The organism is Pedobacter sp. Leaf216, from assembly GCF_001421515.1.
Taxonomy (GTDB): domain Bacteria; phylum Bacteroidota; class Bacteroidia; order Sphingobacteriales; family Sphingobacteriaceae; genus Pedobacter.
On the sequence record NZ_LMKM01000021.1, the window covers coordinates 1 to 24,533 of the forward strand.

At 37.1% G+C, this 24,533-nt stretch carries 25 protein-coding genes; 16 read left to right on the forward strand and 9 right to left on the reverse strand.

Annotated elements, in window-relative coordinates; all coding sequences use genetic code 11:
• Nucleotides 1–224: 224 nt before the first annotated feature.
• From ASE74_RS15130 to ASE74_RS15145, 4 genes are all read right to left on the reverse strand, one after another.
• On the reverse strand, nucleotides 225–746 hold the full coding sequence (locus tag ASE74_RS15130; RefSeq protein ID WP_055910831.1) for a hypothetical protein: 522 nt from the start codon (nucleotides 744–746) through the stop codon (nucleotides 225–227).
• An 18-nt stretch (nucleotides 747–764) separates the two neighbouring features.
• On the reverse strand, nucleotides 765–1,133 hold the full coding sequence (locus ASE74_RS15135) for a hypothetical protein (protein ID WP_055910833.1): 369 nt from the start codon (nucleotides 1,131–1,133) through the stop codon (nucleotides 765–767).
• 41 nt (nucleotides 1,134–1,174) lie between these two features.
• A complete protein-coding gene (locus ASE74_RS15140; RefSeq protein ID WP_055910835.1) occupies nucleotides 1,175–1,642 on the reverse strand; it encodes a hypothetical protein in 468 nt (155 codons plus the stop codon).
• 168 nt (nucleotides 1,643–1,810) lie between these two features.
• Complete coding sequence (locus tag ASE74_RS15145) at nucleotides 1,811–2,302, reverse strand: DUF6650 family protein (RefSeq protein WP_055910837.1); 492 nt, start codon at nucleotides 2,300–2,302, stop codon at nucleotides 1,811–1,813.
• Between the two features lie 174 nt (nucleotides 2,303–2,476).
• Between ASE74_RS15145 and ASE74_RS15150 the strand changes: the two genes are divergently transcribed.
• The gene (locus ASE74_RS15150) at nucleotides 2,477–3,790 is read left to right on the forward strand and encodes an SIR2 family protein (protein WP_055910839.1); all 1,314 of its coding nucleotides are present in this window, start codon (nucleotides 2,477–2,479) and stop codon (nucleotides 3,788–3,790) included.
• Here the strand turns inward: ASE74_RS15150 and ASE74_RS15155 are convergent.
• Both ASE74_RS15155 and ASE74_RS25355 read right to left on the reverse strand, forming a co-directional pair.
• Complete coding sequence (locus ASE74_RS15155) at nucleotides 3,787–4,755, reverse strand: DUF4238 domain-containing protein (protein ID WP_055910842.1); 969 nt, start codon at nucleotides 4,753–4,755, stop codon at nucleotides 3,787–3,789. The genes ASE74_RS15150 and ASE74_RS15155 overlap by 4 nt on opposite strands.
• A 183-nt stretch (nucleotides 4,756–4,938) precedes the next feature.
• Nucleotides 4,939–5,067, reverse strand: a complete 129-nt coding sequence (locus ASE74_RS25355; protein WP_255352046.1) for a hypothetical protein — start codon at nucleotides 5,065–5,067, stop codon at nucleotides 4,939–4,941.
• Nucleotides 5,068–5,802: 735 nt separating this feature from the next.
• Between ASE74_RS25355 and ASE74_RS15160 the strand changes: the two genes are divergently transcribed.
• The 15 genes from ASE74_RS15160 to ASE74_RS15235 all read left to right on the forward strand — a co-directional run bounded on the left by ASE74_RS15160 (nucleotide 5,803) and on the right by ASE74_RS15235 (nucleotide 21,736).
• Nucleotides 5,803–6,039: a hypothetical protein gene (locus ASE74_RS15160; RefSeq protein ID WP_055910844.1), complete on the forward strand. Its 237-nt coding sequence runs from the start codon at nucleotides 5,803–5,805 to the stop codon at nucleotides 6,037–6,039.
• Nucleotides 6,036–8,264, forward strand: coding sequence for a hypothetical protein (locus ASE74_RS15165; protein WP_055910846.1), 2,229 nt, complete (start codon nucleotides 6,036–6,038; stop codon nucleotides 8,262–8,264). Before ASE74_RS15160 ends, ASE74_RS15165 begins: the two co-directional genes overlap by 4 nt.
• A complete protein-coding gene (locus ASE74_RS15170; protein WP_055910848.1) occupies nucleotides 8,261–9,058 on the forward strand; it encodes a hypothetical protein in 798 nt (265 codons plus the stop codon). The genes ASE74_RS15165 and ASE74_RS15170 overlap by 4 nt, the downstream gene beginning before the upstream one ends.
• Nucleotides 9,051–9,983, forward strand: a complete 933-nt coding sequence (locus tag ASE74_RS15175) for an SIR2 family protein (protein WP_055910849.1) — start codon at nucleotides 9,051–9,053, stop codon at nucleotides 9,981–9,983. Before ASE74_RS15170 ends, ASE74_RS15175 begins: the two co-directional genes overlap by 8 nt.
• 220 nt (nucleotides 9,984–10,203) lie before the next feature.
• Nucleotides 10,204–10,440 (forward strand): hypothetical protein, encoded by a 237-nt coding sequence (locus ASE74_RS15180; RefSeq protein ID WP_157255440.1) that lies wholly within the window; start codon nucleotides 10,204–10,206, stop codon nucleotides 10,438–10,440.
• A gap of 149 nt (nucleotides 10,441–10,589) precedes the next feature.
• Entirely contained in the window at nucleotides 10,590–12,230 is a 1,641-nt protein-coding gene (locus ASE74_RS15185) for an SIR2 family protein (RefSeq protein WP_055910853.1), read from the forward strand.
• 224 nt (nucleotides 12,231–12,454) lie between these two features.
• Complete coding sequence (locus ASE74_RS15190) at nucleotides 12,455–13,465, forward strand: hypothetical protein (RefSeq protein ID WP_055910856.1); 1,011 nt, start codon at nucleotides 12,455–12,457, stop codon at nucleotides 13,463–13,465.
• Nucleotides 13,466–13,554: 89 nt separating this feature from the next.
• Nucleotides 13,555–13,884 (forward strand): helix-turn-helix domain-containing protein, encoded by a 330-nt coding sequence (locus ASE74_RS15195; RefSeq protein WP_055910858.1) that lies wholly within the window; start codon nucleotides 13,555–13,557, stop codon nucleotides 13,882–13,884.
• Between the two features lie 356 nt (nucleotides 13,885–14,240).
• Nucleotides 14,241–14,495: a helix-turn-helix domain-containing protein gene (locus tag ASE74_RS15200; RefSeq protein WP_369800176.1), complete on the forward strand. Its 255-nt coding sequence runs from the start codon at nucleotides 14,241–14,243 to the stop codon at nucleotides 14,493–14,495.
• A 330-nt stretch (nucleotides 14,496–14,825) separates the two neighbouring features.
• Entirely contained in the window at nucleotides 14,826–15,374 is a 549-nt protein-coding gene (locus ASE74_RS15210) for a BfmA/BtgA family mobilization protein (RefSeq protein WP_055910863.1), read from the forward strand.
• A 3-nt stretch (nucleotides 15,375–15,377) separates the two neighbouring features.
• Entirely contained in the window at nucleotides 15,378–16,355 is a 978-nt protein-coding gene (locus tag ASE74_RS15215; protein ID WP_055910864.1) for a DUF5712 family protein, read from the forward strand.
• 382 nt (nucleotides 16,356–16,737) lie between these two features.
• Nucleotides 16,738–17,952, forward strand: a complete 1,215-nt coding sequence (locus tag ASE74_RS15220; RefSeq protein ID WP_055910865.1) for a TlpA disulfide reductase family protein — start codon at nucleotides 16,738–16,740, stop codon at nucleotides 17,950–17,952.
• 503 nt (nucleotides 17,953–18,455) lie between these two features.
• The gene (locus ASE74_RS15225) at nucleotides 18,456–19,652 is read left to right on the forward strand and encodes a sulfite oxidase (protein WP_055910867.1); all 1,197 of its coding nucleotides are present in this window, start codon (nucleotides 18,456–18,458) and stop codon (nucleotides 19,650–19,652) included.
• A 92-nt stretch (nucleotides 19,653–19,744) separates the two neighbouring features.
• Nucleotides 19,745–20,341: a DUF305 domain-containing protein gene (locus tag ASE74_RS15230; RefSeq protein WP_082458795.1), complete on the forward strand. Its 597-nt coding sequence runs from the start codon at nucleotides 19,745–19,747 to the stop codon at nucleotides 20,339–20,341.
• A 3-nt stretch (nucleotides 20,342–20,344) separates the two neighbouring features.
• A complete protein-coding gene (locus ASE74_RS15235; protein WP_055910869.1) occupies nucleotides 20,345–21,736 on the forward strand; it encodes a YncE family protein in 1,392 nt (463 codons plus the stop codon).
• 6 nt (nucleotides 21,737–21,742) lie between these two features.
• On the opposite strand, the gene ASE74_RS15240 is transcribed toward ASE74_RS15235, so the two are convergent.
• The 3 genes from ASE74_RS15240 to ASE74_RS15250 all read right to left on the reverse strand — a co-directional run bounded on the left by ASE74_RS15240 (nucleotide 21,743) and on the right by ASE74_RS15250 (nucleotide 24,528).
• Nucleotides 21,743–22,738 (reverse strand): YeiH family protein, encoded by a 996-nt coding sequence (locus tag ASE74_RS15240; RefSeq protein ID WP_369800177.1) that lies wholly within the window; start codon nucleotides 22,736–22,738, stop codon nucleotides 21,743–21,745.
• Between the two features lie 108 nt (nucleotides 22,739–22,846).
• The gene (locus ASE74_RS15245; protein WP_055910871.1) at nucleotides 22,847–23,596 is read right to left on the reverse strand and encodes a substrate-binding domain-containing protein; all 750 of its coding nucleotides are present in this window, start codon (nucleotides 23,594–23,596) and stop codon (nucleotides 22,847–22,849) included.
• Between the two features lie 11 nt (nucleotides 23,597–23,607).
• Entirely contained in the window at nucleotides 23,608–24,528 is a 921-nt protein-coding gene (locus tag ASE74_RS15250; RefSeq protein WP_055910873.1) for a substrate-binding domain-containing protein, read from the reverse strand.
• Nucleotides 24,529–24,533: the final 5 nt, after the last annotated feature.

Here is a 24,533-nt window from a genome sequence, read left to right on the forward strand (position 1 = left end):
ATCAAGCATTGAACTTCAAATCTCCTGTAGATTTATTACAGGAAATTTGAGGACAAAATTATACTTTTGAATGGTCTGAAAAACAGGGGAGCTTACAGGGATAACCAATGAAATAAAACCGTTTTTATTCGATGGCAAGGCCCAGCGTGAGGACATTTACATTCCTATTGACAGGGTTGGCCTACGTTTTGGGCATTAGCATGGTCAAGTCGAAATTTATATCTCTATTTATTTTGTCTTAAACCAAGCATTGCTTTTTTCACGTCGTTAAGCTGGTATTTCTCTTCATTGATTTTTCTGATCACATAATTCAACAGTACGTCTATATGATGTGCCTTTTCTATACATTGTTCATCGGTAAATTCGTGTATACCGCCAGAAAGCTGTTCATATAACAGCCTAACCGGATTATCGCCAAGTTCTTTTAGTGAGGACGGAAGATGTTTGTTTACGACATCTATAAGTTTCGACATCTGAAAATCTACCTTAAAGGAATCATAGGCCGTTTTAACATATTCAGCACCATCAAAATCAAGCTCTGCAATATCATGAACTATCCTTTTGATCTCATTTTCTATTACCCTCCTCAAATAAGCATAAGCACCAATCCCGTAGCTTATGGACAAACAGATCAGCGCTTTTTTGTAATTGGACTGATCTTCGTCGTTGAGGTATTTCTTTAGCGTAGGGTTAAGCCCAATTTCATAGGATGGGAACTGGCCAATTTTCTGGATGGTAATTGTCATTCCCTCTTTGCGTCTATTCTATTCCTTATCAGAAGTGCTTCTGATCAAAAAATCAATCTTTGCTTTGCATGATTGACAAACTCCTTGAACATGGACCTTAAGGTCCAATCTCCCCGTTTTTGCATCAAAGCTATAAGGCAATTCGTCAGCATTGCTCATAGTGAGCATAGAAAGTCTGGGGTATGCACTTTCAATCAGGTCAGTCTTAAAGGTCTGGTCGGTTTGTTCTTCCGGGCAAAGAAACCTGAAAGGTTTATTCTTAAAACCAAAAACGTCAACATAGGCCGTATTGTCAAATACTTTTAGGTCTTCTACTGCCTTTATTTTATAGTATAACGGTTTGTTGGTCAAAAAATCCGCGAATACCTGATCTGATATCTTATTCATCCAACTGTTTTTTTTCGGTAAGCATTAATTAAAATGCTAAACTAACAAACATATATGACCCAACCTAACCAATATCTATAGTTAGGTGCAAACACAGGGGCTTCTATTTCACTTAGAAATACCTTCGATCTTTTTGGCAGCAAATTTCTCAACAATCCCAAATACCTAGTCAAGGCCAAGCCCTTCGGGTTTGCTATTGATTCCAGGGTATAATATTGTATATATAACTTGAGATCACTTAACGTGTCAATCAGTTTATCTAAAACTTTAGGAGAAGGGAATTGTAAATTATCAACCATAGGAATTGAGGAGGCTATACTCATACCATATTCCAGAATGATTTCCGCAACACCCCCATCACCCTTGTCTGTTTGATTATGCAGGTGGTTGGTAGATAATGCACCGAGCAGTTCTATATTATCATAATTCCGAAAAATCTCATAAGCTTCTGCTATTTTAGCAGTAATTGTAGCTAATACTTCTGTGACGCCAAGCTTGATGTTTTCCAAAATTGGGCATGTTCGGCAGCACTTCGCCTGTTATGAGTATATACAAGTATTACCTTGCCGTACGATTTTGAGGCCGTTAAAATGAGTAACCTGTCTGTCTGGATGAATGGAAGAGCTTCTTTTGGACTTGTTTTTTTTCTTTCTTCCTTTACCGACTGGCATAGGCTATCAGGAAATTTCAAGATTTTCGACTGGTAATATGCATATCAGGTCATCTTCAATTTCCAAACCGTGCATGATTACAAGTTTAGCGATCAACATTCCCATAATTCCGCGAAATATGCCAAGCTGACTAAAAAATACAATTTGGTCAAATGGTCCGAAACTGCCGCCGTTATTTTCATCAAATTGATAATTATGCGCACCAGTATCCATAACTCTTTTACCTGCGCTTCTCATGCCTCGTAAAATTCCATCCAGTTCGGAACCCCTATCAACTTCATCTAATTGAATAGTTAAAAAGTCTCGAATCTGTATTACCGATTTCATACAATGGTTCGGATTTTCCAATTCATAAGAATTGAACAATACCCTTTTGTTTTCAAGGAAGTTTATAACCTTCCTCGCAATTTCTATATCTGGTTTTACAGGTGCCCAGGAGATACCAAAAAAAGGAAAACTGATACCGGTAATTTTACCTGCTAATTCCTCGTAAGTCATAGTTGTAGTCAAAGTTTGATTATAATTATATAAAGATACTCATAAACTCACCTTTACAATTAATTCTCAAACAAACTCCAAACGACCGCATGTTTTTCCTTGTCAATTATAGTGATTGTAGTCAAAACATATCCCATATCTATAATTATAAGCATGTATTTGTTACCTTCACCTATGACCAAAAGCAGAAATGTTATATTATTTGGAGCAGGTGCCGTATTGGACTGGAGAGCACCAAGTACAGCAAAATTAACTGAAATGGTTAGAAACTCTGGTTTCCTTTCCTCAGATGGGCAAACAAGAATAACAGAATTTATCTATCAGCATCTGCACAAAGATGCAGGCTACCCAGACGACGAAATCAATTTTGAAACGATTATTAATGTTATCGAAGAACTAGTTGTTTATTATTCCGAGCATGGCCGCAAAAAGAAATTACCTGCTTTAATCAAAGGGTTTTTCTCGCCCACATTTGAAAATGAACTGTTAAACTTTGCAATTGAAGGAGATGCTTCAAAACGCTTTAAGTTGGAAATCCCCAAAGGAGTTAGATCCGAGTATGCCGCTACATCAAATGGCGAAGAAACTCCCGCGCAATTTTTTCTACAACAATTAATTGCGCATTTATTGACTGATATTGTTGCCTTAATTTCAAGTTATTCATATCATTCATTAGGAAAGTCGGAAGTGATAACTGAAGAAAACAAAGAGCTGAATGAAATCTTTGCCAAATGGATCGAACATATAAATGGTGAAAACATTTTAAGAATGTTTACTCTAAACTATGACCGAAATTTTAAAATAATATTAGAGAACGGTATGACGTCCTATAAGATATTTGAAGGTTTTGAATGTGGTCATGCAGTTGACTATGGTGCACGGCTAATACCAGACATACAAAAGATTTTGACGGACACGGATTCAAATGTTCACTATAACTTGCACGGATGTGCTTTTTGGGGCATTGAAGCCAGGAATGGAAGTCGGCTTTCCACGCCTCAATTTATATTAACAGCAGCCCCAGTTTTACCAGTTAATTTTTATGAACATTCTACTTTTCAAAGCGAAAAAGGTAAGACAATAATGCTTACCAATATCATCACAGGCTATCAAAAGACTCAAAAAGGTATTTTTGCACCTTTCAGGCAAATGCAGGCAACTTTCGATAAAGATTGCTGCATAGCCGACACCATTTATATTGTTGGTTATTCATTTGGAGATGAGCATATAAATATGACGATAAGAATAGCACTATTATATAACCCAAAGGTGAAGTTTGTAATTATCGACCCGTCCTTTACAAAAAATGATTTTGATCTTGATGTGGCACTAAAGATATTTTCCTATTTAAACAATATGAATTTGATGCAGCCACGAACCATCGGGGATAATGTTCATAGTTTCTTTAATGGACGAGTAATCGTCCACACAAAAAAATTTAGTGAATATATGAAATCAAGTCTCGGCAATCCATTTGAAATTATTTAGGCTGATTCAGTTTTAATATTTATTCTTTCAGCCATTTCCTCGATTAAATTTTTACTGGCAGAAAATAAGTACTTAGTTATATAATAAGTTTGTGCTTGATTGATCTTTTCCACGAAGCTTGGGGGTACTTTAGTGAATGTTAGTAGCTTCTGGCTTCTATCTCCAACAAAATCTTGATCAAAGATAACTGTCGCAATGCCCAAACAAAGGGAAGACGTTAGGGGCATGAAAAACATTATATTTTCAGCAAATTTAGTGTTATGCACTTTATCACTATCATCAACTGAAGCGCCAGGATTGTCAGTAGTAATGAATTGATTATTTGATTCAAAGATCATCCACTGGTATTTGAAGAGCCTATTGATAATTTGCAGATGTATGCCTGAAACCGCCTTGTTTTGTCCAATGAGGGTAGTAATGTGTGAATTCTTTGCATAGTTGTCATTTGTCATCAATTCTTCCCGCACTCTGTCCATTGTATCCAACATTTCTTCATTAGTGATATTTAAGAAAGCCGATACATCTACATTCTCAAGCTCTTTCCTATATCCATTAAACAGCTTATCAATCACACGTTCTTTTTTGTCCTCAATTGCCGTCTTTCTGAAATGCTGATTACGCATCTTTATATCTATGATGGCATAGAGAAAAAGGAACGCATCAGAAAATGATAAAGAAGTTGTTTTACTTTTAATTTGTGTCAATAACCTGGGGTACTCTCTTTCATATTTGTGAAACTGATTCTCAACGTGAAAGGGATCTAAATCTTCTAAGTCTTTAAATCTTTCCTTTAGTTCGTCCTTTATAGTATAGAAATCGGGTATCTTACAAACCTCAACAGGAAATTTAGGCTCGTCAAATACCTTCTTTTTATATTTAAGATAGTCCAAATTAAGAGTATGTAATTTTCCGTCATCATTACAAAACTCCTTTAAATAACATTGTGGCAGAAAGTGTTGCTTCATTAATATATCTGTAAGTCCGCACTAAACATACCTTGACATGGTTAGCGATATTTACAAGATACTATAAAAACCACGAAAATAACCCCAAATGGTAAAGGTGGTTTCCGTAACTGGAAAAACCAAATTGGATTGACCCCTTCTCACCGGAAATAAATTTGTTGTCAATTGCTGCTTGCCTGTGTTTTAGTAAATTGGCGAGAAGTGGTCAAGTGGCTTGGTTTGTCCACCTACATGGGGAATATGTACTTTTGGATTTCTGGGTAAGTAGGTAAGGCCCCTGCCGTCAGGAAAATCGAAATGTGATAGCTGCATACTAAAAGTACAAATAATAGAAATTTGCCGTTATAGGCTTCTTATTTGAACAACTGGGTAAAAAGCAAGACTGGATTAATGCCATCCATGCAGACCGCCTGCCCTAAACAATGTATCGGACTTGAATTCCTGGTATAATTAGGATGCAAATATGTATGGTATTCAGCCGATCCCGCAAAACTACCTTCTTGATTAGGAGGGGAAAATTTTAGCAGTTACATTCGGGGTGAAGAATTCCAGAAAAAGCTTGCAGAAATTCTACCTACAACAGGGCCTCAAAATTTTGATGCTCTGCTATTCAACCTTTGTACTCAAAACTAAATTTGTATTAAGCGCTAACGATATTGATTTTTTTTATTTTCATCGCTGCATAGTTTATTTTAGCGTTACTTATGTAGGAGAAAAAACAAAAGTTTAATAAAAATATTTATTGTTTTTTTATTTGATATTTTTTTTCCAATTTAGTGCGGACGAATATTAGAAGCCTTCGCATAGGTTGGAAGTAACGCTCTTATCAAATGTTCTATTCGTCTGACAACTAATAGATTTTTTTTTCATTCGCAGAGTTTGAGTTATTTATTTGAAACCAAATAATCTAAACCTTGTTTTTTTTTAAAACTTTTTAACATTTTTTTTAATTACTGCGTAAGTAACTCATTTTTAAAAAATTAAACGACATTTATTTTGTTAGTAATAAAAATGATTCTATCTTTGCAGTCCTGTTTTTAAAAACATATGCCTACTAAAAAACAACTTCATTTCGTTTGGGAAACACAGTTTGAATCATTCGGTGGTTCGGGGCAACCTAAGCAGCATCACGAAGGGAGTGCGGCAGATAATGGCTTGGCTGCGCAAAAAACTACGGACATTCCGATGGTTAAGCGCGGGCCGTTTAAAAGAGCAGATAGGAAAAAAATTGGTGAAGTAAGTTGGAGAGACAATAATCTGCATTTACTGCCGGTTAAAAAGTGATTCCAATTTTCAGATTATTCCTTACTGTAGAAGGAGAGAATGATGCCTATCCAAATTATAACAGTGCTGTTGTTCACCTCACTGATGAGGATCCTGCTGAATTAAGTTACCAAAATTTATTTATTTCAAGTCCGCTGTTCAGCCCATATACTGACGGAACAGCTTTGAGGCCTGTTTTAAGAGATGGGACTGAAATAACTTTTTTAATGGTTCCAGAGGTATATCCTACCATACATAACCTCCTTCTGGAATTTTCTATAACTAATGAGCTTTGGTTTACAATAGGTTTGGCTAATATTGTGATTATTGATGAGCTTTCTTGTGGTTTAGCTCAAAAGATTATTGATTATCTTGAGTCGCTGAAGAACATCACTGCGTATGAGCGTTGGTCTATAGCTGGCAAGCGATTGGATAATTCTAAGACTTCAAGGGTCAAGAATTTTTGTACTTCTACAAGTGTGCATCACAGCGGCATTAAGATATCAGCTTTATTGCCCTTATATTTGAAATTTGCGGTTTCTGAGTTTATTGTTTCTGTTGATAAGCTCTTAACTGCTTCTAAAAAGTTTACACCTCACTATTTCGATAACCATAAAAGTACTATAAGTGCTGCATCTGACCTTATTTCTGATTTGTCTTTTCTTCATGGTGATAATATTTTTACGCCTTCTGAGGCTATATTGAATAATCTGAAAGTAAAGAATATAGATGAAGGTATTGCTGCTGTTAAAAATCCTTTAAATAACAAGATTATTCAGGATTTAATTAATGATAGGCATGGGATGATAATTCAATTTAATTCCTCCCTTTCTTATATTTATTCTCAAGCCTACTCTGGTACTTTTCCAATTTTTGATCATATTGGTATTGTTAGGCGCCATTCTTTACTTGGCTTGGGAACGGCAATTGGGTCGCTTTATGAGTTGATTAAACAATTAGAAAAGGCATTTTTTCGCCTTCCCTTTGAGGATTTTAAAACTACGGTGTATTATTCAGCTCCAGTACCTAAAGAATACTTTTCAATAATAGTTGATCCATCTTTTTTTAGTTCTTCATTGTGGAAGGAAGATGCAATTAAACAAAGTGTTGTGGGTTCTGAGCTTAAAGCAGGTGCTGATTTACCCGATGATTTTTTTCATAGACTTTCTTTTTTTAGTGGTAGGCTTGGATTCAGGGAATACGAGTTTAGCGCTACTGCTGCCATTCAGGTTATTGTAGAGTCTTACAAGTTGCCTTGGCATATTATTAATTATACACACGAGATTATTCATAATCATGTACGGTTGATACTCAATCAGCTTATTATCCCGCCTAACAGGTTCAGGGATGAACCATACCTTACAAATTTAAGCAGGTATATTGGGATTATCACGGAATCTTTTGAGCAAACGAACGTTATTAATGGAAAGCAAATTAGTTATTTTGATTACTTTGTGACCCTCCTAGTTAAGTTTGTGATGAATGCCGAAATCTACGGTTCTTTAACAAGTCAGTCGGATTACTCTGAAATTCTAGCTTGCCAAAGCGATCCTGAGCGTAAGATAGGTTTTTATGATTGCAGCGCTGAGGAACTTAAAGACCAAATTTTATTTTATTATAAGGATATAACTGAAATTTTTGTTCATGTAATTGACTTTTGTTACATCTATAAACAGAAACATGATATTTATTTGCTATCAATCTGGACTTCATGGGCGACAATACCCGCAGTTGCAAATGACTTGAAACAATATATACTTCGTACGTTGATTATTTTAGGCTTATCTGCTGAGGGAAAAGTTTATGTACGTTTTGATAGAGCATTGGCTTTATTTAATCAGTTGCTTAGCAGCTGGCAAGTCGAACGGCCTAATCCTATGTTTGATAAGATTATCATTCTGCTCAAAGACACGGTTGCTATTGAGGATTTAAAATACAGGTTTTATAATTGTACGATTGTTGGGGATTTGGTTTATAATTATTTTGTAGGTAAATTGGAAACACTACTTGATAATAATGACCAGAATAACCTCTCAAAGGATAATCTAGATGATGCTGGCAATCCAAATTTATATTATATTAGTACCAATTCATTTGAGGGCGAGCCAATAGAGAGTAAGGTCAGGTTTTTATTAAATCAATTGAGTAAGGAAGTTTATAGTGCGAGTGAAGATAAAAATGATGATTTTATCGAAAAAACGTCCGCTTGGTTATTGTTATCTTTAAGCACATGTAAAACATTATGATTGATTCAGCGCTTTCCAGCTCCCATTTTTATTATTTAGTTTTTTTAGAATCTGAGCAATTAAATAGTATTGGTGATGTCTTTAATATCTTAAAAGGGAATCAGGATAAAGAAAAAATCCCTTCATCATCGCAGCAGCTACCTTTTTATCATGTACAGGTTGAAATAGCACGTGCGCTTGGTAGTGAATCGATTTTGTCTTTAAACAGTTCCCGTAGTGATGGCCCTATTAATTTTTTTTGGTATGATTTTTACATCGGTCAGTTGAGGGGTGTGGAAAAGAAGTTTTTTATTTGTTATCCTTACATTAAGCTTGGTAAATACCTTGACGATTGTTTAACGGAAGCAAAAATAAAGCGAAAGGTTCTTAAACCTAGTGTTGAGCGGGTTTTAGATTATATGAAGGTTAATGAGCTTGGGTTAAATAAAACTCAAGCGGAGCAGGAAGGTTTATTAATTGAAATTACAAAGTATTCTGCTGCGGTGAAGGATGACAGTATCAGTAGGGTGAATATTGCTGGTAGCAATCCGTTAAGTTCCCGGGTTTATGAGTTACTGAGTCAGGACAGTCGAATTGGGATTGAACCTCTCTCTTTAAAATTAAATTGTAGTAAAGATGGCCAAACTCTGGATTTGTCTTTTGATAAACTTGGAAACTTGAGGTTTTGGTTGAAAAGAGAAAGTGAATCAACAATTAGCCCTATAATGATAACGAGTTTTGAGTATTTCGATGAAATTAAGGCTTTTGAAGACAGTTCTTACATTAGCAAATTAACTTTACTGGAAGATGAATAACTTCGGCTTCGAACTTGAAGAATTGCTAAATGATCAGGCTAAGACGGTTGGGCATTTAGGCTCATATCTTAATAGTGGTCATTTGGGTTTACTTCTTGGTTCTGGGGTTTCTGCTGCATTGAAGTTGCCAACCTGGGATAAGTTAGTTTTTGCGATTCATGACGAGGTATTTCCAGGAATACGTGATTCTGTTAAGTTTTATTCTAATGCCGAACTTAAAGAATTAATCGATGATGTTAAAGATAAATTAGCACATTCGGATTACTTGGAGAAGATTAAAAAGTTTCTTTATGACGAGGTGGACTTCGATTTTAGTATGGCCAAAAAGGAACTTTTAATAGCGATATCTTCATTAATTGTTGGCAAGCATAGGGGGAATGTAAGAAATATTATTACTTATAATTTTGATAGTGTCTTAGAGTGGTATTTGAATTTATTAGGTCTTCAGGTAGATGTCTTCACTAAAGCACAATTCCTAACCAAATCTGCTGATGTTATCATTGCCCATATTCATGGTTATCTTCCTTTTGATGGACATGGTAAAAATTCTAAGGAAATAATTTTTGCTTCTGAGGAATTTACTAATCGGATGCTGTCTAATGATTATTGGAAAGAGTATTTTTACGAGTTTTTTAGAAGACATACTTTTTTAGCGTTGGGTATGTCGGCTGAATCTTTGGTTAAGGATGTGTGCCCGTATTTAGCGCAAATGGATATTTGGTATAAGCATAATGAATTGACAAGGGGTATGCCTTATGGAGTTGCTTTTGTGAGTTCGGGAGCGAAAACCGAAAAGCATATTACTAAATTACTTGCATCGGGTATTATCCCGATTCTTCTTGATAAACATGAAGATTTACCTGTGGCAATTTTTGAAATTGTTCAAAGTGCTTTAAGTCAAAAGAACATAAACTCAAGATCTTAGTGGACAAACCAATCAATTGGCCCCCTTGAAACTATTTTTGATTCTCTGTAATATTCTCCTAAGCCGAATGTTATTATGATGATATTTTTGGTGCAAGAGGATCAATAGATATCACTTCATGCACATGGCTGCTACTAAATCAGGAGATATGGAATTAACACTTTATTTGGATATCTTATAAAAGATGGAAAGTAAGGACGCTCCATTTTATTAAATGATTATGACAAAAAAACTTTCTTTCAAACCGGGGAACGAAATACGATATGAGGTTGGCTTTTCTCAAACCCCTTTTATTGATAATGGCTCTAATAAAATAAAATTTGCAATAAGTGATATTTTATCTGTCAGTATGATCCGGCGTTTAGATGGTGATGATTGGATAATACTCGAAGGTGACATATTGCCTGAGCATTTACCTTATCTTGGAAGAGAAATCCGTAGGAATTTTGATACTTAGTTATAATGATACGAAACAATGGGTGCTCTCATTAAAGTATCTCTATGAGCTGATGTCCGCTTATCGAAGAATTATCATAATGTGGGTGGAAAGACGACCGGCTAAATCCCTTTTCATTTAGCCAATTATCCTTTAAAAAAAAGCAATCAATGAACTCAGAATATAAATATCTTAAGTTTTTTCCTAAACCTTTCTTAGAAGACCTTATTTATGGCCGTGTTTTGCCAATTATTGGTGCTGGATTTTCTAAAAATGCTATATTTCCAATAGGTAAATCCATACCTGATTGGGATCAGCTGGGCAGAGAGTTCGCGGATTCAATCTCTGGCTACAATTACAATGGCGCAATAGACGCAATTTCTGCCTACCAACATCAGTTTTCAAGAGTAAGAATGATTGAGAAGCTAACAAAGCTTCTATTAACCAGGGAGATTAGACCTGGAGATGCACATAAAGCGTTTTGCAGATTGCCATTTCAAACGGTTGCTACCACAAATTTTGATTTTTTGCTTGAACAGGCTTACGGTTTATTACAGAGGTATTGCAGGCCAGTAATCGAAGAGGAGCAGTTAGCCATTGCCAACGGTGACAGTAACGAGATTGCTCTTTTTAAAATACATGGTGATCTTCACCATCCTAAAAGAATTGTTGCGACAGAAGAGGATTACGATGGTTTCTTGAATCGATACCCAATGCTTTCGACGTATTTAGCTAATCTATTTATTTCTAAAACCATCATATTTATTGGTTATAGTTTGGATGATCCAGATCTCAGACAAGTATTTCAAATGGTAAAAGATAGATTAGGTAGCTTAAAAAGAAAAGCGTATACATTACGAATCAGCAGTTCTGGACAAGATACAGCTAGATTCAACCGACGTGATGTACAAGTAATTAATATTCCTCTTCTTCCAGGAAAATCATACTCCACCGTTTTCGAAGAAGTATTTGAAGAACTACGACATTATTGGGTAACCAATTTTCCAGCTATTGCAACCATAACTGAAGAAGATCCACTGATGGAATTTTCGGCAAGTCGTGATGGGTCGATAAATGGTCGATTAGTTTACTTTTCGTTACCACGTGATCTAATTTCAATTTATAAGAAATATATTTTTCCTATTGTTGAAGCTGCAGGGTTCGCGCCGATTACATCAGATGATATTTTAGGTCCAAATGCACAAAATAATGCAGCTAAAGTTGTTGCACTCATAGAACGTTCAAGTATCGTTGTTGTTCACATTGACAATTTCAATCCTTCATTTGAGTTAAATATGGCATTGTCAATTAGAGGAACCGGTAAAAAGATAAGAGTGATTGTAGTATCAAATATAGCCTTCCCCGATTCTCTAAGATCCAAGCAGATGGATTTTATCCTTGAAGATATTGATATTTTCAAAAATATTGATGAGTTTTCTGGACAATTCGAACAAGCGTTTGAAGTGATGTCAAGTGAATTTAAGGAGGACTTTAAATCAGAATCGCGTCGCCTGCTTGATAAACGAGAGTACAAAGCTGCAATCATATCAGCAATTACTCAATTGGAATCCCGTTTAAGAAACAATATTGATATCGTTTTAAAAATTCCAATTAGGATAGTACCACTAACGCAATTGTTAAAATATGCTATCGAATACAATTTGCTAGATCAGAATGACTACATGAATATAAAAAATTGGATGTCGGTTAGAAATCAGCTTGTCCACTTAGACGGAAAAACAACGCCTAGCCAAGCAAAACTTATTGTCGAGGGGGTCCACACAATTCTAGAAAAAATGGAACCTAATTAAAGTATAGTTTCTTCACAGGCCTTTTAATTGATGTCGTCCTGAGCATGTCCTGAAAAAAATCCATGAGGACCGAAAGAAAATTTTCCTGGTATAATGCAGAAGGCATGAAAGAAGCTGACCAAGCTGTACTCAAATAAATCGCTTCATTTCTTATTATACTAAATCAACGTAATGGTTTAAATTATCGAAATATTTTAGAATAAACGATAAAACTTTAATAACTTATGCAGAATCTAGCGAATTTTTTAACACGTTTACAGGTTTTTAACCTTCGCCTCATCACCAAGTCCGAATTGAAAAGCCCAATAAAAGAAGATGTGGAAAAGCAAGCTTATAGCCTTGCTCACGAAACCCACTATTATGATTCTTTTACCTATAAAAGTGAAATCAGGGTATTAAAAGACATGGCGTTAATTGATTTGCTATCCCTTACCGACACCAGTTTAAAAAGAGAATTTGAACTACTCAAAAAATTAAAGGAAAGGTTTAAACTGATATGGACAAATTTCCACCAGCATTACGGTGAACTTAAAGCCGAATATCCCGGCAACTTCATATTTTCGATCCAACTCGATTATTTGTTTATCGTTAACAACCTGCAATCTGACTACAAGGATATTTATATAGGTGATGAGTTTGTGGAAAGTCTGCACGATACTTTGAAGATCAGGGACAAGTTCTTAAGTGAGCTGATCAGCGAAGTAGATGAAATTCTAAATCCCCGTGAAACTTTCGAGGAATGGATGGCCAAGCAGAAAAGCCCCGAACAAGTTGAAGATGCTACGCCAAAGCTAACCCCAAAAATCCCATATAATCCCGATGCGGGTCGGCCAAAATTCAATCATCAGTATATAGATGATTTTTTGCAACTGATAAGGACTTATTTTTCAGAAGAACATTTCAGCCAGCTTGACGCCCTGATAAAGGCGGACGAACAGCCTGCAAGCCAGATGATCTTTAACGGAAACAGTAATAAACTGGCCGATGCTTTTAAGCAGCTCTATGAAGCAAACCTAATTGTGGGATGCAATAAAGCAGAACTTGAAAAATGGATTCTAAAACACTTCTTATATAGCAATGGAGATAAAGTAAACGAATATTCGGAGGGCTGGCTAAGTGCAATTATATCTTCCGATACCAAGGTCTGCAAATCACCGATTTTAGAGGTAAGGATGAAAGATAAAGTTCCTTTTTTGGTTCCGACGGTCCGAAACAAAAAAAACAATAAATATTAGTAATGAAACAGTAAGGATATGGTTTAACCTGTTGTAACCCTACAATACAAGCGACTAACATTGCGGTATCAAAACAAAAGATACCGCTTATGAAGTACACCTTTGAAGAACTACCGCAGGCCATTAGTACACTGCACGAAAAGGTAGATTATATTAAAGATCTGCTGCTCGAAAACAGGTCGCAAAATTCCCAACGTCCCCAAGACGATTTATTGACCATCAGACAAGCTGCCGAATTTCTCAGCCTGTCCATACCCACGCTTTACACCAAAGTGAGCCGGAAGGAAATCCCCGTGAACAAGCGGGGCAAAAGACTTTATTTCTCCAGGGTGGAACTGTTAGAATGGGTAAGATCGGGAAGGAAGAAAACCGCGGAAGAAATCTATTCCCCAACGAACGGTATCATACCGCCAATATAGCTATATATATCCACACAACAACGGTTTATGTATAGTAAAAACTACTGACATAGCACGTAATACGGGGCAGTTGGGAAGCTTGCAGGGTTTTGTGGGAAGCAGCTATTAGCGGTAGAAAGGCCATCAAACAGTCAGCCCCCCTTTTCGGGGGCTGAGCAAGCGGAAGTTGGGCAGTGGCCCTACTTGCTTGCCCTGAGCTATCGCTACAGGGGTTTCAAGTATCCTCCGGGGATACTTGTCGGCTTTTTCAGGCCGATAAAAAAAGAAACGGTATACCTAAAGGTATACTGAATATTAAAAAATATGGAGATGTAATTTTATTTATATATCAAAAAAGAAAGGAGTAAATTATGAAGATGGACATCATTACAATGGATGACTTGCAGCAGTTCAAGACAGAAATGCTGAATGAAATGAAAAATATTTTAAAAACTAATAGTGAAACTTCAAATAAATCATGGTTGAGGAGTGCTGAAGTAAGGAAAATGCTTAATATTTCACCCGGCACATTACAGAACCTGCGTATCAATGGCAATTTGCCATTTCGTAAGGTTGGGGGAACCATGTTTTACAGTAGTGAAAAAATTCAAAAGATGATGGATGGGAAATGAAATGACGAAAAATGAAAATTTGTACCACAAAGGATTGCGAAGATACTTTGCGCATGCGTCCGAGCAGCCAAATTTTTTCCCAACGCATTTAAGCATGTTGATTGCATTGGTTCAATGTTGTAGTTATCAGGATTTAACACTACCATTTAATGTAAGCAGAAAAACGCTTATGCGATTCTCAAGGATAAAGTCTGTTTCTACATACCACAAAAATATCAGGGAGTTGAAGGAAAGTGGTTTTATTAAATATAAGCCCTCATGGCACCCAAAGCTGGGCAGTGAAGTGAAGCTTAATATAGAATTGGAGAAGAACTTTTAAGGAGATAGGTAATGGAAGATATCAATGTTAAGTCTGTGCGATATCCAAAAGCAACTGATGAAAAACTGGAAAAAATCTCGCTGAAACTGGGGAGGCCGAAAAAATTGGTGGTTATACAGATGGTAAATTATTTTTATGGTACAAAAAAAGACCCGATTGATTTCAATGACGAACTACTTAAGAAAGAGTTGGTAAACGGAGTAAGCAGGATACTATCATTTTTCAAAAAGCAGGAAAAGGATTTTCTGTTACCAATGTTTACCAACAGTAACGGACTCACTATTATAGCAAAAGAGCATACAGAATATTTCAAAATAATCTGGCAGCATCTACAGAAAGAGGAAAAGAAAAGTGACGGAATTTCTAACCGTATGGGGCAATTGGAAAAAGAAATTGCCAGAACTCACCAGTATTACAATGATAAAAGTAAACTGAAGTCCAGTTTTAGAGAGATACTCAATTATTATATCAATCAAAGAGAATCTTTAGGATGGCCGGTATCAGCTGCCAAAAAGGAGGAATTGCAAAGCTATGTCAGAAAATCCCTTGAAAATATTTAGCCTATGTACATCAACATTACAGCATCTGAGACGGGAAATAACAAAGGCAGTAGCGGAGCTTTGGTCAATTATCTGGAAAAGGAGAATACTTCAAAAACTGGAAAAAACTTAGAACAGCATCATGAAAACTGGTTTAACGGTGTTAGAAACAACGTTAAAAGACAGGAAGTCCGTGTAAAAATCGATAATAATATTGCAAAGCTTGGCCGTGATGACAGTAAGTTTTTCCTGATAAATATCAGTCCAAGCCAAAAGGAGCTGGAACATCTTTCTAAACAATATGGAGAGAGTGGTGCAAAAGAGAAACTCAAAGAATTTGCGGTGAATGTTATGGACGAATACGCTAAGAATTTTAAAAGACCAGGTATCCATACCAATACCGATCTTTTATGGTTTGGCAAGGTTGAAAACTATCGTTACTACAAGTACACAGACAAAGAGGTAAAAAATGGAATAAAGCAAAAGGGCGATCGAAAAGAAGGACGACAAATGCACGTTCAAGTGATTGTGAGTCGTAAAGATTTGAGCAATAAAGTTAAGCTTAGTCCTCAAAATACCTCAAAAGGAAAGAACGAGGTGCATTCTGCAAGATTGGGCCAATTTAACCGAAGTGCTTTTAAACAGTCTGGTGAGGAGCTGTTTGATAATTTATTCCAATTCGAGCGAGGACTTAAGGATAAGTTTATATATGCAAATGTTATGGAGAACGGAACTCCTGAACAGAAAACACAGATGCAGATGATCTCGGAACTCTCGACTGACATTTCAAGAGATATCAGTATAGATAGTTTGGCGAAAGGGATTTCAGATGGAGTTTTTGCCAACGTTGCCGATATGATAACTATCGCAAAAGATGCTGGCAGTGGGTTATTGGAAATCTTGATGGAACCTACCTACGAGCCCCCACATACAGATTCCGCTGAGGAAGCTGAGAAACGGAGGCGTAAAAAGTTGCAACAGTCACAGGGACTTAGCAGGTAGGTTCGGCAAAACAGTAAAACTTATAATTTCAATGATAACCATTCTCACTATTCCACCGTTTAATTATTGAAAACTGGATGATTATTTAAAATAAAACCATTCAGATCTTCCGGCATATTTACCCTAGAAAATTCTTTTGCTGTAAATTCATTGATAATCAATATGTTGCACTAATCTGTTTTTTTACTAGGTGTTCGTCATTTACTGCTTACTAAATCCGCGAGAGGCAGAATACAAGGATTTATGAGTGGCTATATTTCTATTATATCTCGGCCGATAAAATATAAGATTGTAAAAATTTTGTGGGTCAATTAAACATTTTAAATCGTCTGAGTCTATAATTCTAGTGGTCAGATTTAATGTATGCCAAAAATTCAAAATTATGAAAAAACTCATCTCTTTTATTGCTCTTTTATTCTTTACTGCAAGTATTTGTAAAGGTCAAATTTCTTCATTAGTCGGTAATGCTGCTCCTCCAGTAATCTTTCAACGAAATATGGGTAAAGTCGTTAAACCAGACTTTTACAAAGGCAAAATTCTCGTACTAGATTTTTGGGCAACCTGGTGTGCGCCTTGCATTGCAAACTTTCCGCATTTTAATCAATTAGCTACTACCTATCAAAATAAAGATGTAGTATTCGCTATTATAACAGACGAGCCTCCAACTACAGTACAAAAGTTTTTTGCCCGTTCAAAAAAAGAGGTAAAAGGTTTAAATCTCTTAGATACCACTGGTATAACTAAAAAGGGATTTGGAATTCTTTTTATTCCTTATAGCGTGGTCATCGATCAGAATAACGTCGTAAGGTGGGCAGGCTTAGGACAGGATTTGAGTGCAGAAATTCTCTCAACCATTACAAACAAGGATGCGTCTGCCGTTAGCCCAAATGCAGAAAAGTCCAAGACAGTTGCCAAGAATACACCTCTAAAGCCTGTTGCTCCATTGTTTACATTTAGTGTGAGCCCCGCAACAGGAGGAAATATGATTGGAAGTGCTTCCATCAACAAGGGAGGAGATATGTTAAGTGTTTCCAAGCGGAACACCCCGTTAGGCGACGTATTGAATTACCTAACGGAATACAGTCGCAAGGTTCGCTTCATTAGTAATGATATGCCCCGTCTGAATCAAAATATAGACTTTAATTTTGATGCAAAATCTGATACTCTTCTTTTCAGAAAATATGCGAATACGATTATACCGAACAAACCCCGCCGAAACATGATCGTGGAATTATTGGGTGATGCCATGAAATTCAATGCAAAATTGATCAAAAAAAATGGAAATTACCTAGAGCTGGTTGTGGTTGATCGTGCTAAGCTAAATACTTTCAAACCATTGCAAAGCAAGCATTCTAGTATATCAGCAGATAATTTCCCTCATTTTGAGATTGTGAGTTATAACTTGAAAAAGATGGCTGGATACCTGGAGGATAGCGCTAAAATGATCATCACTACCAATATTGCTGATCCAGATGAGTATGACCTTTCATTAGATGTAACCAACCTTGCTTCATTGCGAAAGACATTGCGTTTCCATGGGCTTGGATTAGTGGAAAAGACAGGTGAGGTAGAGTATTTAGATATCAGTTTTTATTAAGATTTAATGTTTAAGTGGTTTCGATAAGGCACCGGATACATCATTTAGTTGTTAGTTTAATGCACATACGTGGATTTTTAATAAATCCTTTATAAATTGATTTGTTATAAAATTGGCATTAGGTACACTTTCTAAAGGGATCTCCACGAGATCCCTTTCTTTGCAATCAAATTAAATCCAGGCAATTTTTATTATTCACCTATACCGTTATCATTTTCAACGTTAAAATGTAATCAAGCCCATCCGAAATAAATGTAAACTTTAATGATAAATCGCAGCAATCTTCAACAGTAGTTTATCGTTGTATTCTGGAAAAACGACCGTTTTTTGATAGAAATTGAGATGAGTATTTGATAAACAGGTGTAGAATTATTATGTCTTTTCTAGCAGGCCAGCGATGAAGTAAAGTCTACACTTGTTTCCTTTCAACCATCAAGAAAATGGAAGAATACAAGTTATCCTAGGAATTTTTGGCTATATTGTAATCACCTACATTTATTGAGATGAAAAACGACAAAACACCACAGAACTACACGTTAAACAGACGTAATTTTGTTGCTGGAATTATCCCGGTGATAGCTGGCGCTACAATACCATCCTGGGCTTCCGCGAAGGAGATTCAACAAACCAGTGAAGACAATGAATTTCCAGGACTTATTACGCGAGAGAAAAAGCCATTAAATATGGAGTTTCCATTTCCTACGTTAAAAAACAGGATTACTCCAAATAACCAGTTCTTCATCAGGAGTCATTTTAACATCCCCAATATTGATGCTGCAAATTGGGAATTAGAGATTGGCGGCAACACCAATCAGGTCATAAAGATCAATCTGAGCGAACTTAAAAAGCTTCCTGCAAAAAAGGTAATGGCTACTATAGAATGTGCCGGAAACGGACGTGCTAACCTCGCCCCAAAAGTGAAGGGTTTAGGATGGGAACAAGGTGGGATCAGCAATGCTGAATGGACAGGAGTACCTTTATCCGTATTGTTAAAAAAGGCTGGGATAAAGGTGGGTACGGTAGACATTATTTTGGAAGGGAATGATGAGGGGATGATTACAGAAGAGCCGAAATCACCAGGAAAAATCAAATTCGCCCGGAGCATTCCGTTAAAAACAGCAATGCAGGATCACATCATCATCGCCTATGAAATGAATGGAAAACCATTGAGTGCTGAACATGGTTTCCCGGCAAGGGCAATTATTCCAGGATGGTATGGTATGGCATCTGTAAAATGGCTGATGAAAATTACTGCATCTGAAAAGCCGTTTGATGGCTATTGGCAGACGATTGAATATGCTTACTGGAAGCGTGTTGAAGGACTACCTACCTTGACGCCCGTAACCACTACATTGGTTAAGTCTGAAATATCAAGGCCGGTATTGTTTGAAGCGGTGCCGGCTGGAAAACCTTATCAAGTAAGGGGTGCAGGATGGTCAGGTGATAGTAACCTATCGAAAGTAGAAATAAGCACGGATAAAGGAAATTCATGGCAACCAGCAAAATTAATTGGTCCTGCTATCCCTTTCGCCTGGCAGCTATTTGAATTTGAATGGGTGGTTCCTGCTAAGACTGGAAGATATAGTTTAATGGCTAGAGCGACAGATCAAAATGGCAAAACGCAACCCATGGAGCATGATTTAGACAGAAGAACTTACATGGTTAATTTTATCTCGCCAATTGATGTAGATGTAATATAGCTCAATAAGAACAAATTTCAGGATCTTGCGGTTATCGCAGAAGGCTTGTCTGGCATAAACAGTTTATCACATTTAATACTCTACATCAAACCATGATCAGATTCACGTCTATACTTTTACTATTTGCTAGTTTCTCTGCACGAGCACAACATGAACACATGCAAATGGCAACTAAAAAAAATGTCTTCCTTGGGCAAATGGCCCATATGATGATGAAGATGGATGAAATATCAGCTACCACATCTGCAGACAGAGATTTCATACAAATGATGATCCCACATCACCAGGGTGCTATTGATATGGCAGAAGAAGAGATTAAGACCGGAAAAAATAAAGAAATGATTCAGCTAGCTAAAAGTATCAAAGCTGAGCAACAAACCCAGATTCAGCAAATGCAACTCCTGCTCAGCCATCCTGAAGGATTTATCGCTACAGGCAACCAACATCAAAACGCCAACCAGAAGATGATGAAAGTGATGATGGAACAAATGCCTGAAGAAAAACAATTGTCGGATACTGATCTGTCCTTTGCAAGGATAATGCTTCCTCACCATCAGGCTGCCATCGACATGGCTAAAGTTGAGTTGCGGTATGGAAAAAATAAAAATGTAAAAAGACTGGCCGAGAATATTATCTCAGATGAACAGATAGAAATCCAACAAATGAAGACATTTACAAACTCCCATTAACATATGAAAAAGATATCCTTGTTTACGCTATTTATATCCAGTTTTGCCCTACAATCAAAAGCACAATCAATCTATGCCCAAGACAGGGTTTATACAGGCAATCAGATATCTAATACGGTTTCTGTCTTAGATCCCTCAACACAAACGCTATTAGGAAATATTGTTCTTGGTAAACCCCAACCTGATATCTTAAGTCCTCTATATAAGGGACAGGCCCTGGTTCATGGCCTGGGTTATTCCCCTAAAAAGCAATTACTAGCAGTGGTTTCCATTGGATCAAATTCAGTAACCTTTATTTCAACAGCAAAAAGTAAAGTATTAAAAACTGTTTATATCGGACGTTCACCGCATGAGGCAACCTTTAACCCTTCAGGATCACAGGCATGGATATCGGTAAGAGGAGAATCGTATATCAGCGTAATTGATGCAAATAAACTGATTGAAATCAAGCAAATCCCAGTAGCCGACGGCCCGGGAATGGTTGCTTTTACTCCAGATGGAAAATGGGCTTATATTTGTTCCAGCTTTACTGCAGAAGTGGATGTAGTGAATGCAACTTCCTATGCTATTGTAAAGCGTATTCCAGTAGTTAGTCCATTTTCTCCAAATATATTCTGTAGTCCGGACGGGAAATGGATTGCATTGACACATAAGGATGTAGGGAAGATCACTGTCATCAGCACGGAGACAAATACTATACATACAGTACTAAACACAGGTCCAATTACCAACCATGTCACTTTTACTTTAGTTAATAATTCACCTGTGATGCTGGCAACCATTGGCGGAGAAAACAGCTTAAAAGTATTTAGTGTTTCACAAGATTTCAAGCTTACTGATAGCATTGCGACAGGATCATTGCCACATGGCGTCTGGACTTCAGCAGATGGTAAATTTGCATATGTCGGATTAGAAAATGATGACCAGGTACAAGTGGTTGATCTGGTAAAAATGGCCGTTGTAAAAACCATTGCTATTGGACAATGTCCGCAAGCATTGTTGTACGCCGCTAATGCCAGCCCTGCAAATGCCTCAAAAGAAAATTTAACCCCGCTTAATCTTGCAGACAAAAGTCAGGTGATTAAATTGATGAATAAGGATAATTCAATGTCATCAGGCATGCTAAACGTAAGAAGCGTAGGCTTGACTGATCTTGTCCAACAGGACTTTAAAAAACTCGAGCCAAATACTTCGTATACTTTAGCGTTAACCAACTCCTCAAATGATACGTTTAACGCAGATTATGTCATCAATTCTTTTAAGACCGATGAAAAAGGAGCTTTTAGCGGTCAATCCTCGGGGATAATTAAAAGTGTAGGAACAAGTGGCGCCGATTATAAACATGTGGTTCTTATTGATGATCTTTCAAAAAAGCTGGTGATGATCAGTAACTAATGTATTTTAAACCAAAGATATAACAGCCCATAATGCAGCACTTGAAATTACTATCCATAAAATTACGCCTTGTAACAGTGGCATTATCCCCACTGCTTTCAAGATAGTAAATGAGAGTCCGCTTCCTATCAGGAACAACGTTAAAGTTAAGCCTGCTTTTGCTAATGCTACAAAGTAGGGCGCAAAAGGCTTAATAAAAGGCAAGTAGGTGTTAGCGATCATTGCCAGGATAAATAGCCCTATAAAATAGGGTATACTAACTTTGCTATTGTTGCTTTTGAACAGCAAAGATGTACCAAACGCTACGGGAACAATCCATAGTGCTCTGGCTAACTTAACAGTTGTGGCTATCTGTAGTGCTTGTTCACCATATTTACTGGCTGCCCCAACAACAGAACTGGTATCGTGAATAGCAATGGCACACCACATACCAAATTGTGACTGTGACAAGTTAAGCGCATGTCCGATAGCGGGGAAAAGAAATAAGGCCACCGAGTTGAGTATAAAAACAGTACCCATTGCAACAGAGATCTGTTTTTCTTCTGCGTTCATTACAGGCGACAATGCAGCAATAGCACTTCCACCACAGATCGCCGTTCCAGCTGATATCAAAAAAGATGTTTTACGTTCTATTTTAAATATTTTTCCCAGGATAAAACCAATGATAAGTACTCCGAAAATAGAGACTACGGTAAACAGTACGCCTTCTTTTCCTGCTTTCATTGCACTGAATACATTCATTCCAAATCCTAGCCCGACAACAGAAATTTTTAGCAGCAGGTTTGTGGCCTTGTGATTTAAATGCAGATAGGGATGTTCCATTAGTTGCGCCAATACTAATCCTAGCAATAAGGCTAAAGGAGGCGACATAAATGGAAAGAGGCACAGCAAAACTGCCAGGATGAAGATAATTTTACGGGTGTTTAAATTTAAGTTTAGCAGGTTACCCGCCTTTATTTTAGAAGAATTTGAATTGTCTTTGATTTGTGTCATGATTTTCATTGTCTTTATTTTCTAATTCAAAGATCCATAACTAAAAAACCCTGATCAAATCATTAAAACTTATCTTCCATAACTTCATGTTATAGAAGATAAGTTTTTAGACATTATTTATTCCCAACCCCATTTTTTGAAAATGAGATGTCCTTTATCGGATTGCATAAACTTGATAAAATCCTCAGTTTCCGACTTATGCGTACCAGTGCTACCCCTCACTACAGGTGTACCTCTATAGACTGTTTGTGTAACAGGAATCCTAACCATTGAGGTGAGGTCTGGTAAACGGTTATGCCAGGAGCCAAATGTTATCCAGGCATCATATTGAGGATCATTTTTCCATGCAGCAATACCCAATGCCGAATTTGCAAATGTGCCTGCTATACGCTGCTGTATGTTTGCAATCAGATCTTGTCGACCTGCCAAATCTTCCCAAAGCCCCATTTGCCCAGCCCCATTCACATCAAGAATTTTCACACCTGGTTTACAGAGATCGCCCAGATTTTTGATGTTTTTAGGATTGCCGGGCCGTACAAGGATCGCTGCCGCACGTTTATATAACTCTGTCCGAGAGTTCGCCACTATCATGTTTGGGTGGTCAGACATGAATTTTGAAAGCATGTATTCTGCTCCTCCAAAGAACAGATCTGCATGTTTCATTGCATCCGGCATCCATTCATTATCTGGCCCGGCAGTGACTTTAATTACGATATCATGCTGCTTTCCAAAAACCTTCGCACATTCATTGATCGGTCCGAGCGGCCCACCGGGACCATAGACATATAAAGTATCATTTGGAATTTGTGCATTCCCAATGGTCACTACAGCAATGACTGACAATATGGTTAAAAATATATTTTTCATTGTGTTTATGTTTAAGGTAAATCAAAACCAAACTTTTTGTAGATGGCAGCAGCCTGCGGACTGATCAAAAAATCCATAAAATCCTTTGCAGCGGCCGGATGTGGCGCATCTTTTAACTGTCCGGCTATATATTGCGCATGGATATTCTCTTTTTCAGGAATTTCAATGAGCTCAACAGGATGGCCAATCATTTTCTGATAGTAGGCCTCAGTATACCATACTGGAGCGGCGTCACTTTCGTTGTATAGGATCCTCATTGGTGATTGGCGATGATGGATCATGGTAAGATAAGTAGTCTTATCTTTAACTTTATCTTCCATGATGGTAGATTTTAATGTTTCCCCTCCAGCTTTCACATAGGCTTCTTCAATACGTTTACCGATCCCTTCATTCTCTGGATTTGGCATACTGATCCTCAGCTCTTTATTTGCTAAATCTTTGAGTGACTTCAATGCCTTCGGATTTCCCTTTTGGACCATGATTGCCAACCTGTTTCTAGCATATAAAGTCGTTTTGCTAAACCATTCAGGAGTCATGTCTATCCGGTTCTTACCAGCTGTATAAACATCCGGCTTTAAGGTAATTCTCATGTTGCCAACCACGATGCTGCCTGTTTTTATTTGTTGGGCTAAAATGCCTGGGGGAAGCGTTTCGGCAAATACCCGCTGATACTGTGGATATGACTTTTTAAAGGCTGCAATTAATTCGTCAATGCACATAAACTGGTTACCGGCAAAGAAAACCACGAGTTGGGGATCATTAATGTCTCCAAAAAGATCAGGCACATTGTCTACTCCATGTACTGTGAACTGAACTTTACTTTCAGGTGGAGTATTCCAGGGCGGATCAAAGCGATGATCCTGGGCCTTAACATTTCCACAAAGCAATAAAAATGCAACTGTGGCTAAAAAGGTGTGATTTATATATTTCATGATTT

Coding starts and splice junctions, on each gene's coding strand:
- ASE74_RS15130 (WP_055910831.1), bottom strand. CDS start 746: ATGACAATTACCATCCAGAAAATTGGCCAGTTCCCATCCTATGAAATT.
- ASE74_RS15135 (WP_055910833.1), bottom strand. CDS start 1,133: ATGAATAAGATATCAGATCAGGTATTCGCGGATTTTTTGACCAACAAA.
- ASE74_RS15145 (WP_055910837.1), bottom strand. CDS start 2,302: ATGACTTACGAGGAATTAGCAGGTAAAATTACCGGTATCAGTTTTCCT.
- ASE74_RS15150 (WP_055910839.1), top strand. CDS start 2,477: ATGACCAAAAGCAGAAATGTTATATTATTTGGAGCAGGTGCCGTATTG.
- ASE74_RS15155 (WP_055910842.1), bottom strand. CDS start 4,755: ATGAAGCAACACTTTCTGCCACAATGTTATTTAAAGGAGTTTTGTAAT.
- ASE74_RS25355 (WP_255352046.1), bottom strand. CDS start 5,067: ATGCAGCTATCACATTTCGATTTTCCTGACGGCAGGGGCCTTACCTAC.
- ASE74_RS15160 (WP_055910844.1), top strand. CDS start 5,803: ATGCCTACTAAAAAACAACTTCATTTCGTTTGGGAAACACAGTTTGAA.
- ASE74_RS15170 (WP_055910848.1), top strand. CDS start 8,261: ATGATTGATTCAGCGCTTTCCAGCTCCCATTTTTATTATTTAGTTTTT.
- ASE74_RS15175 (WP_055910849.1), top strand. CDS start 9,051: ATGAATAACTTCGGCTTCGAACTTGAAGAATTGCTAAATGATCAGGCT.
- ASE74_RS15180 (WP_157255440.1), top strand. CDS start 10,204: ATGACAAAAAAACTTTCTTTCAAACCGGGGAACGAAATACGATATGAG.
- ASE74_RS15185 (WP_055910853.1), top strand. CDS start 10,590: ATGAACTCAGAATATAAATATCTTAAGTTTTTTCCTAAACCTTTCTTA.
- ASE74_RS15190 (WP_055910856.1), top strand. CDS start 12,455: ATGCAGAATCTAGCGAATTTTTTAACACGTTTACAGGTTTTTAACCTT.
- ASE74_RS15195 (WP_055910858.1), top strand. CDS start 13,555: ATGAAGTACACCTTTGAAGAACTACCGCAGGCCATTAGTACACTGCAC.
- ASE74_RS15200 (WP_369800176.1), top strand. CDS start 14,241: ATGGACATCATTACAATGGATGACTTGCAGCAGTTCAAGACAGAAATG.
- ASE74_RS15210 (WP_055910863.1), top strand. CDS start 14,826: ATGGAAGATATCAATGTTAAGTCTGTGCGATATCCAAAAGCAACTGAT.
- ASE74_RS15215 (WP_055910864.1), top strand. CDS start 15,378: ATGTACATCAACATTACAGCATCTGAGACGGGAAATAACAAAGGCAGT.
- ASE74_RS15220 (WP_055910865.1), top strand. CDS start 16,738: ATGAAAAAACTCATCTCTTTTATTGCTCTTTTATTCTTTACTGCAAGT.
- ASE74_RS15225 (WP_055910867.1), top strand. CDS start 18,456: ATGAAAAACGACAAAACACCACAGAACTACACGTTAAACAGACGTAAT.
- ASE74_RS15230 (WP_082458795.1), top strand. CDS start 19,745: ATGATCAGATTCACGTCTATACTTTTACTATTTGCTAGTTTCTCTGCA.
- ASE74_RS15235 (WP_055910869.1), top strand. CDS start 20,345: ATGAAAAAGATATCCTTGTTTACGCTATTTATATCCAGTTTTGCCCTA.
- ASE74_RS15240 (WP_369800177.1), bottom strand. CDS start 22,738: ATGAAAATCATGACACAAATCAAAGACAATTCAAATTCTTCTAAAATA.
- ASE74_RS15245 (WP_055910871.1), bottom strand. CDS start 23,596: ATGAAAAATATATTTTTAACCATATTGTCAGTCATTGCTGTAGTGACC.
- ASE74_RS15250 (WP_055910873.1), bottom strand. CDS start 24,528: ATGAAATATATAAATCACACCTTTTTAGCCACAGTTGCATTTTTATTG.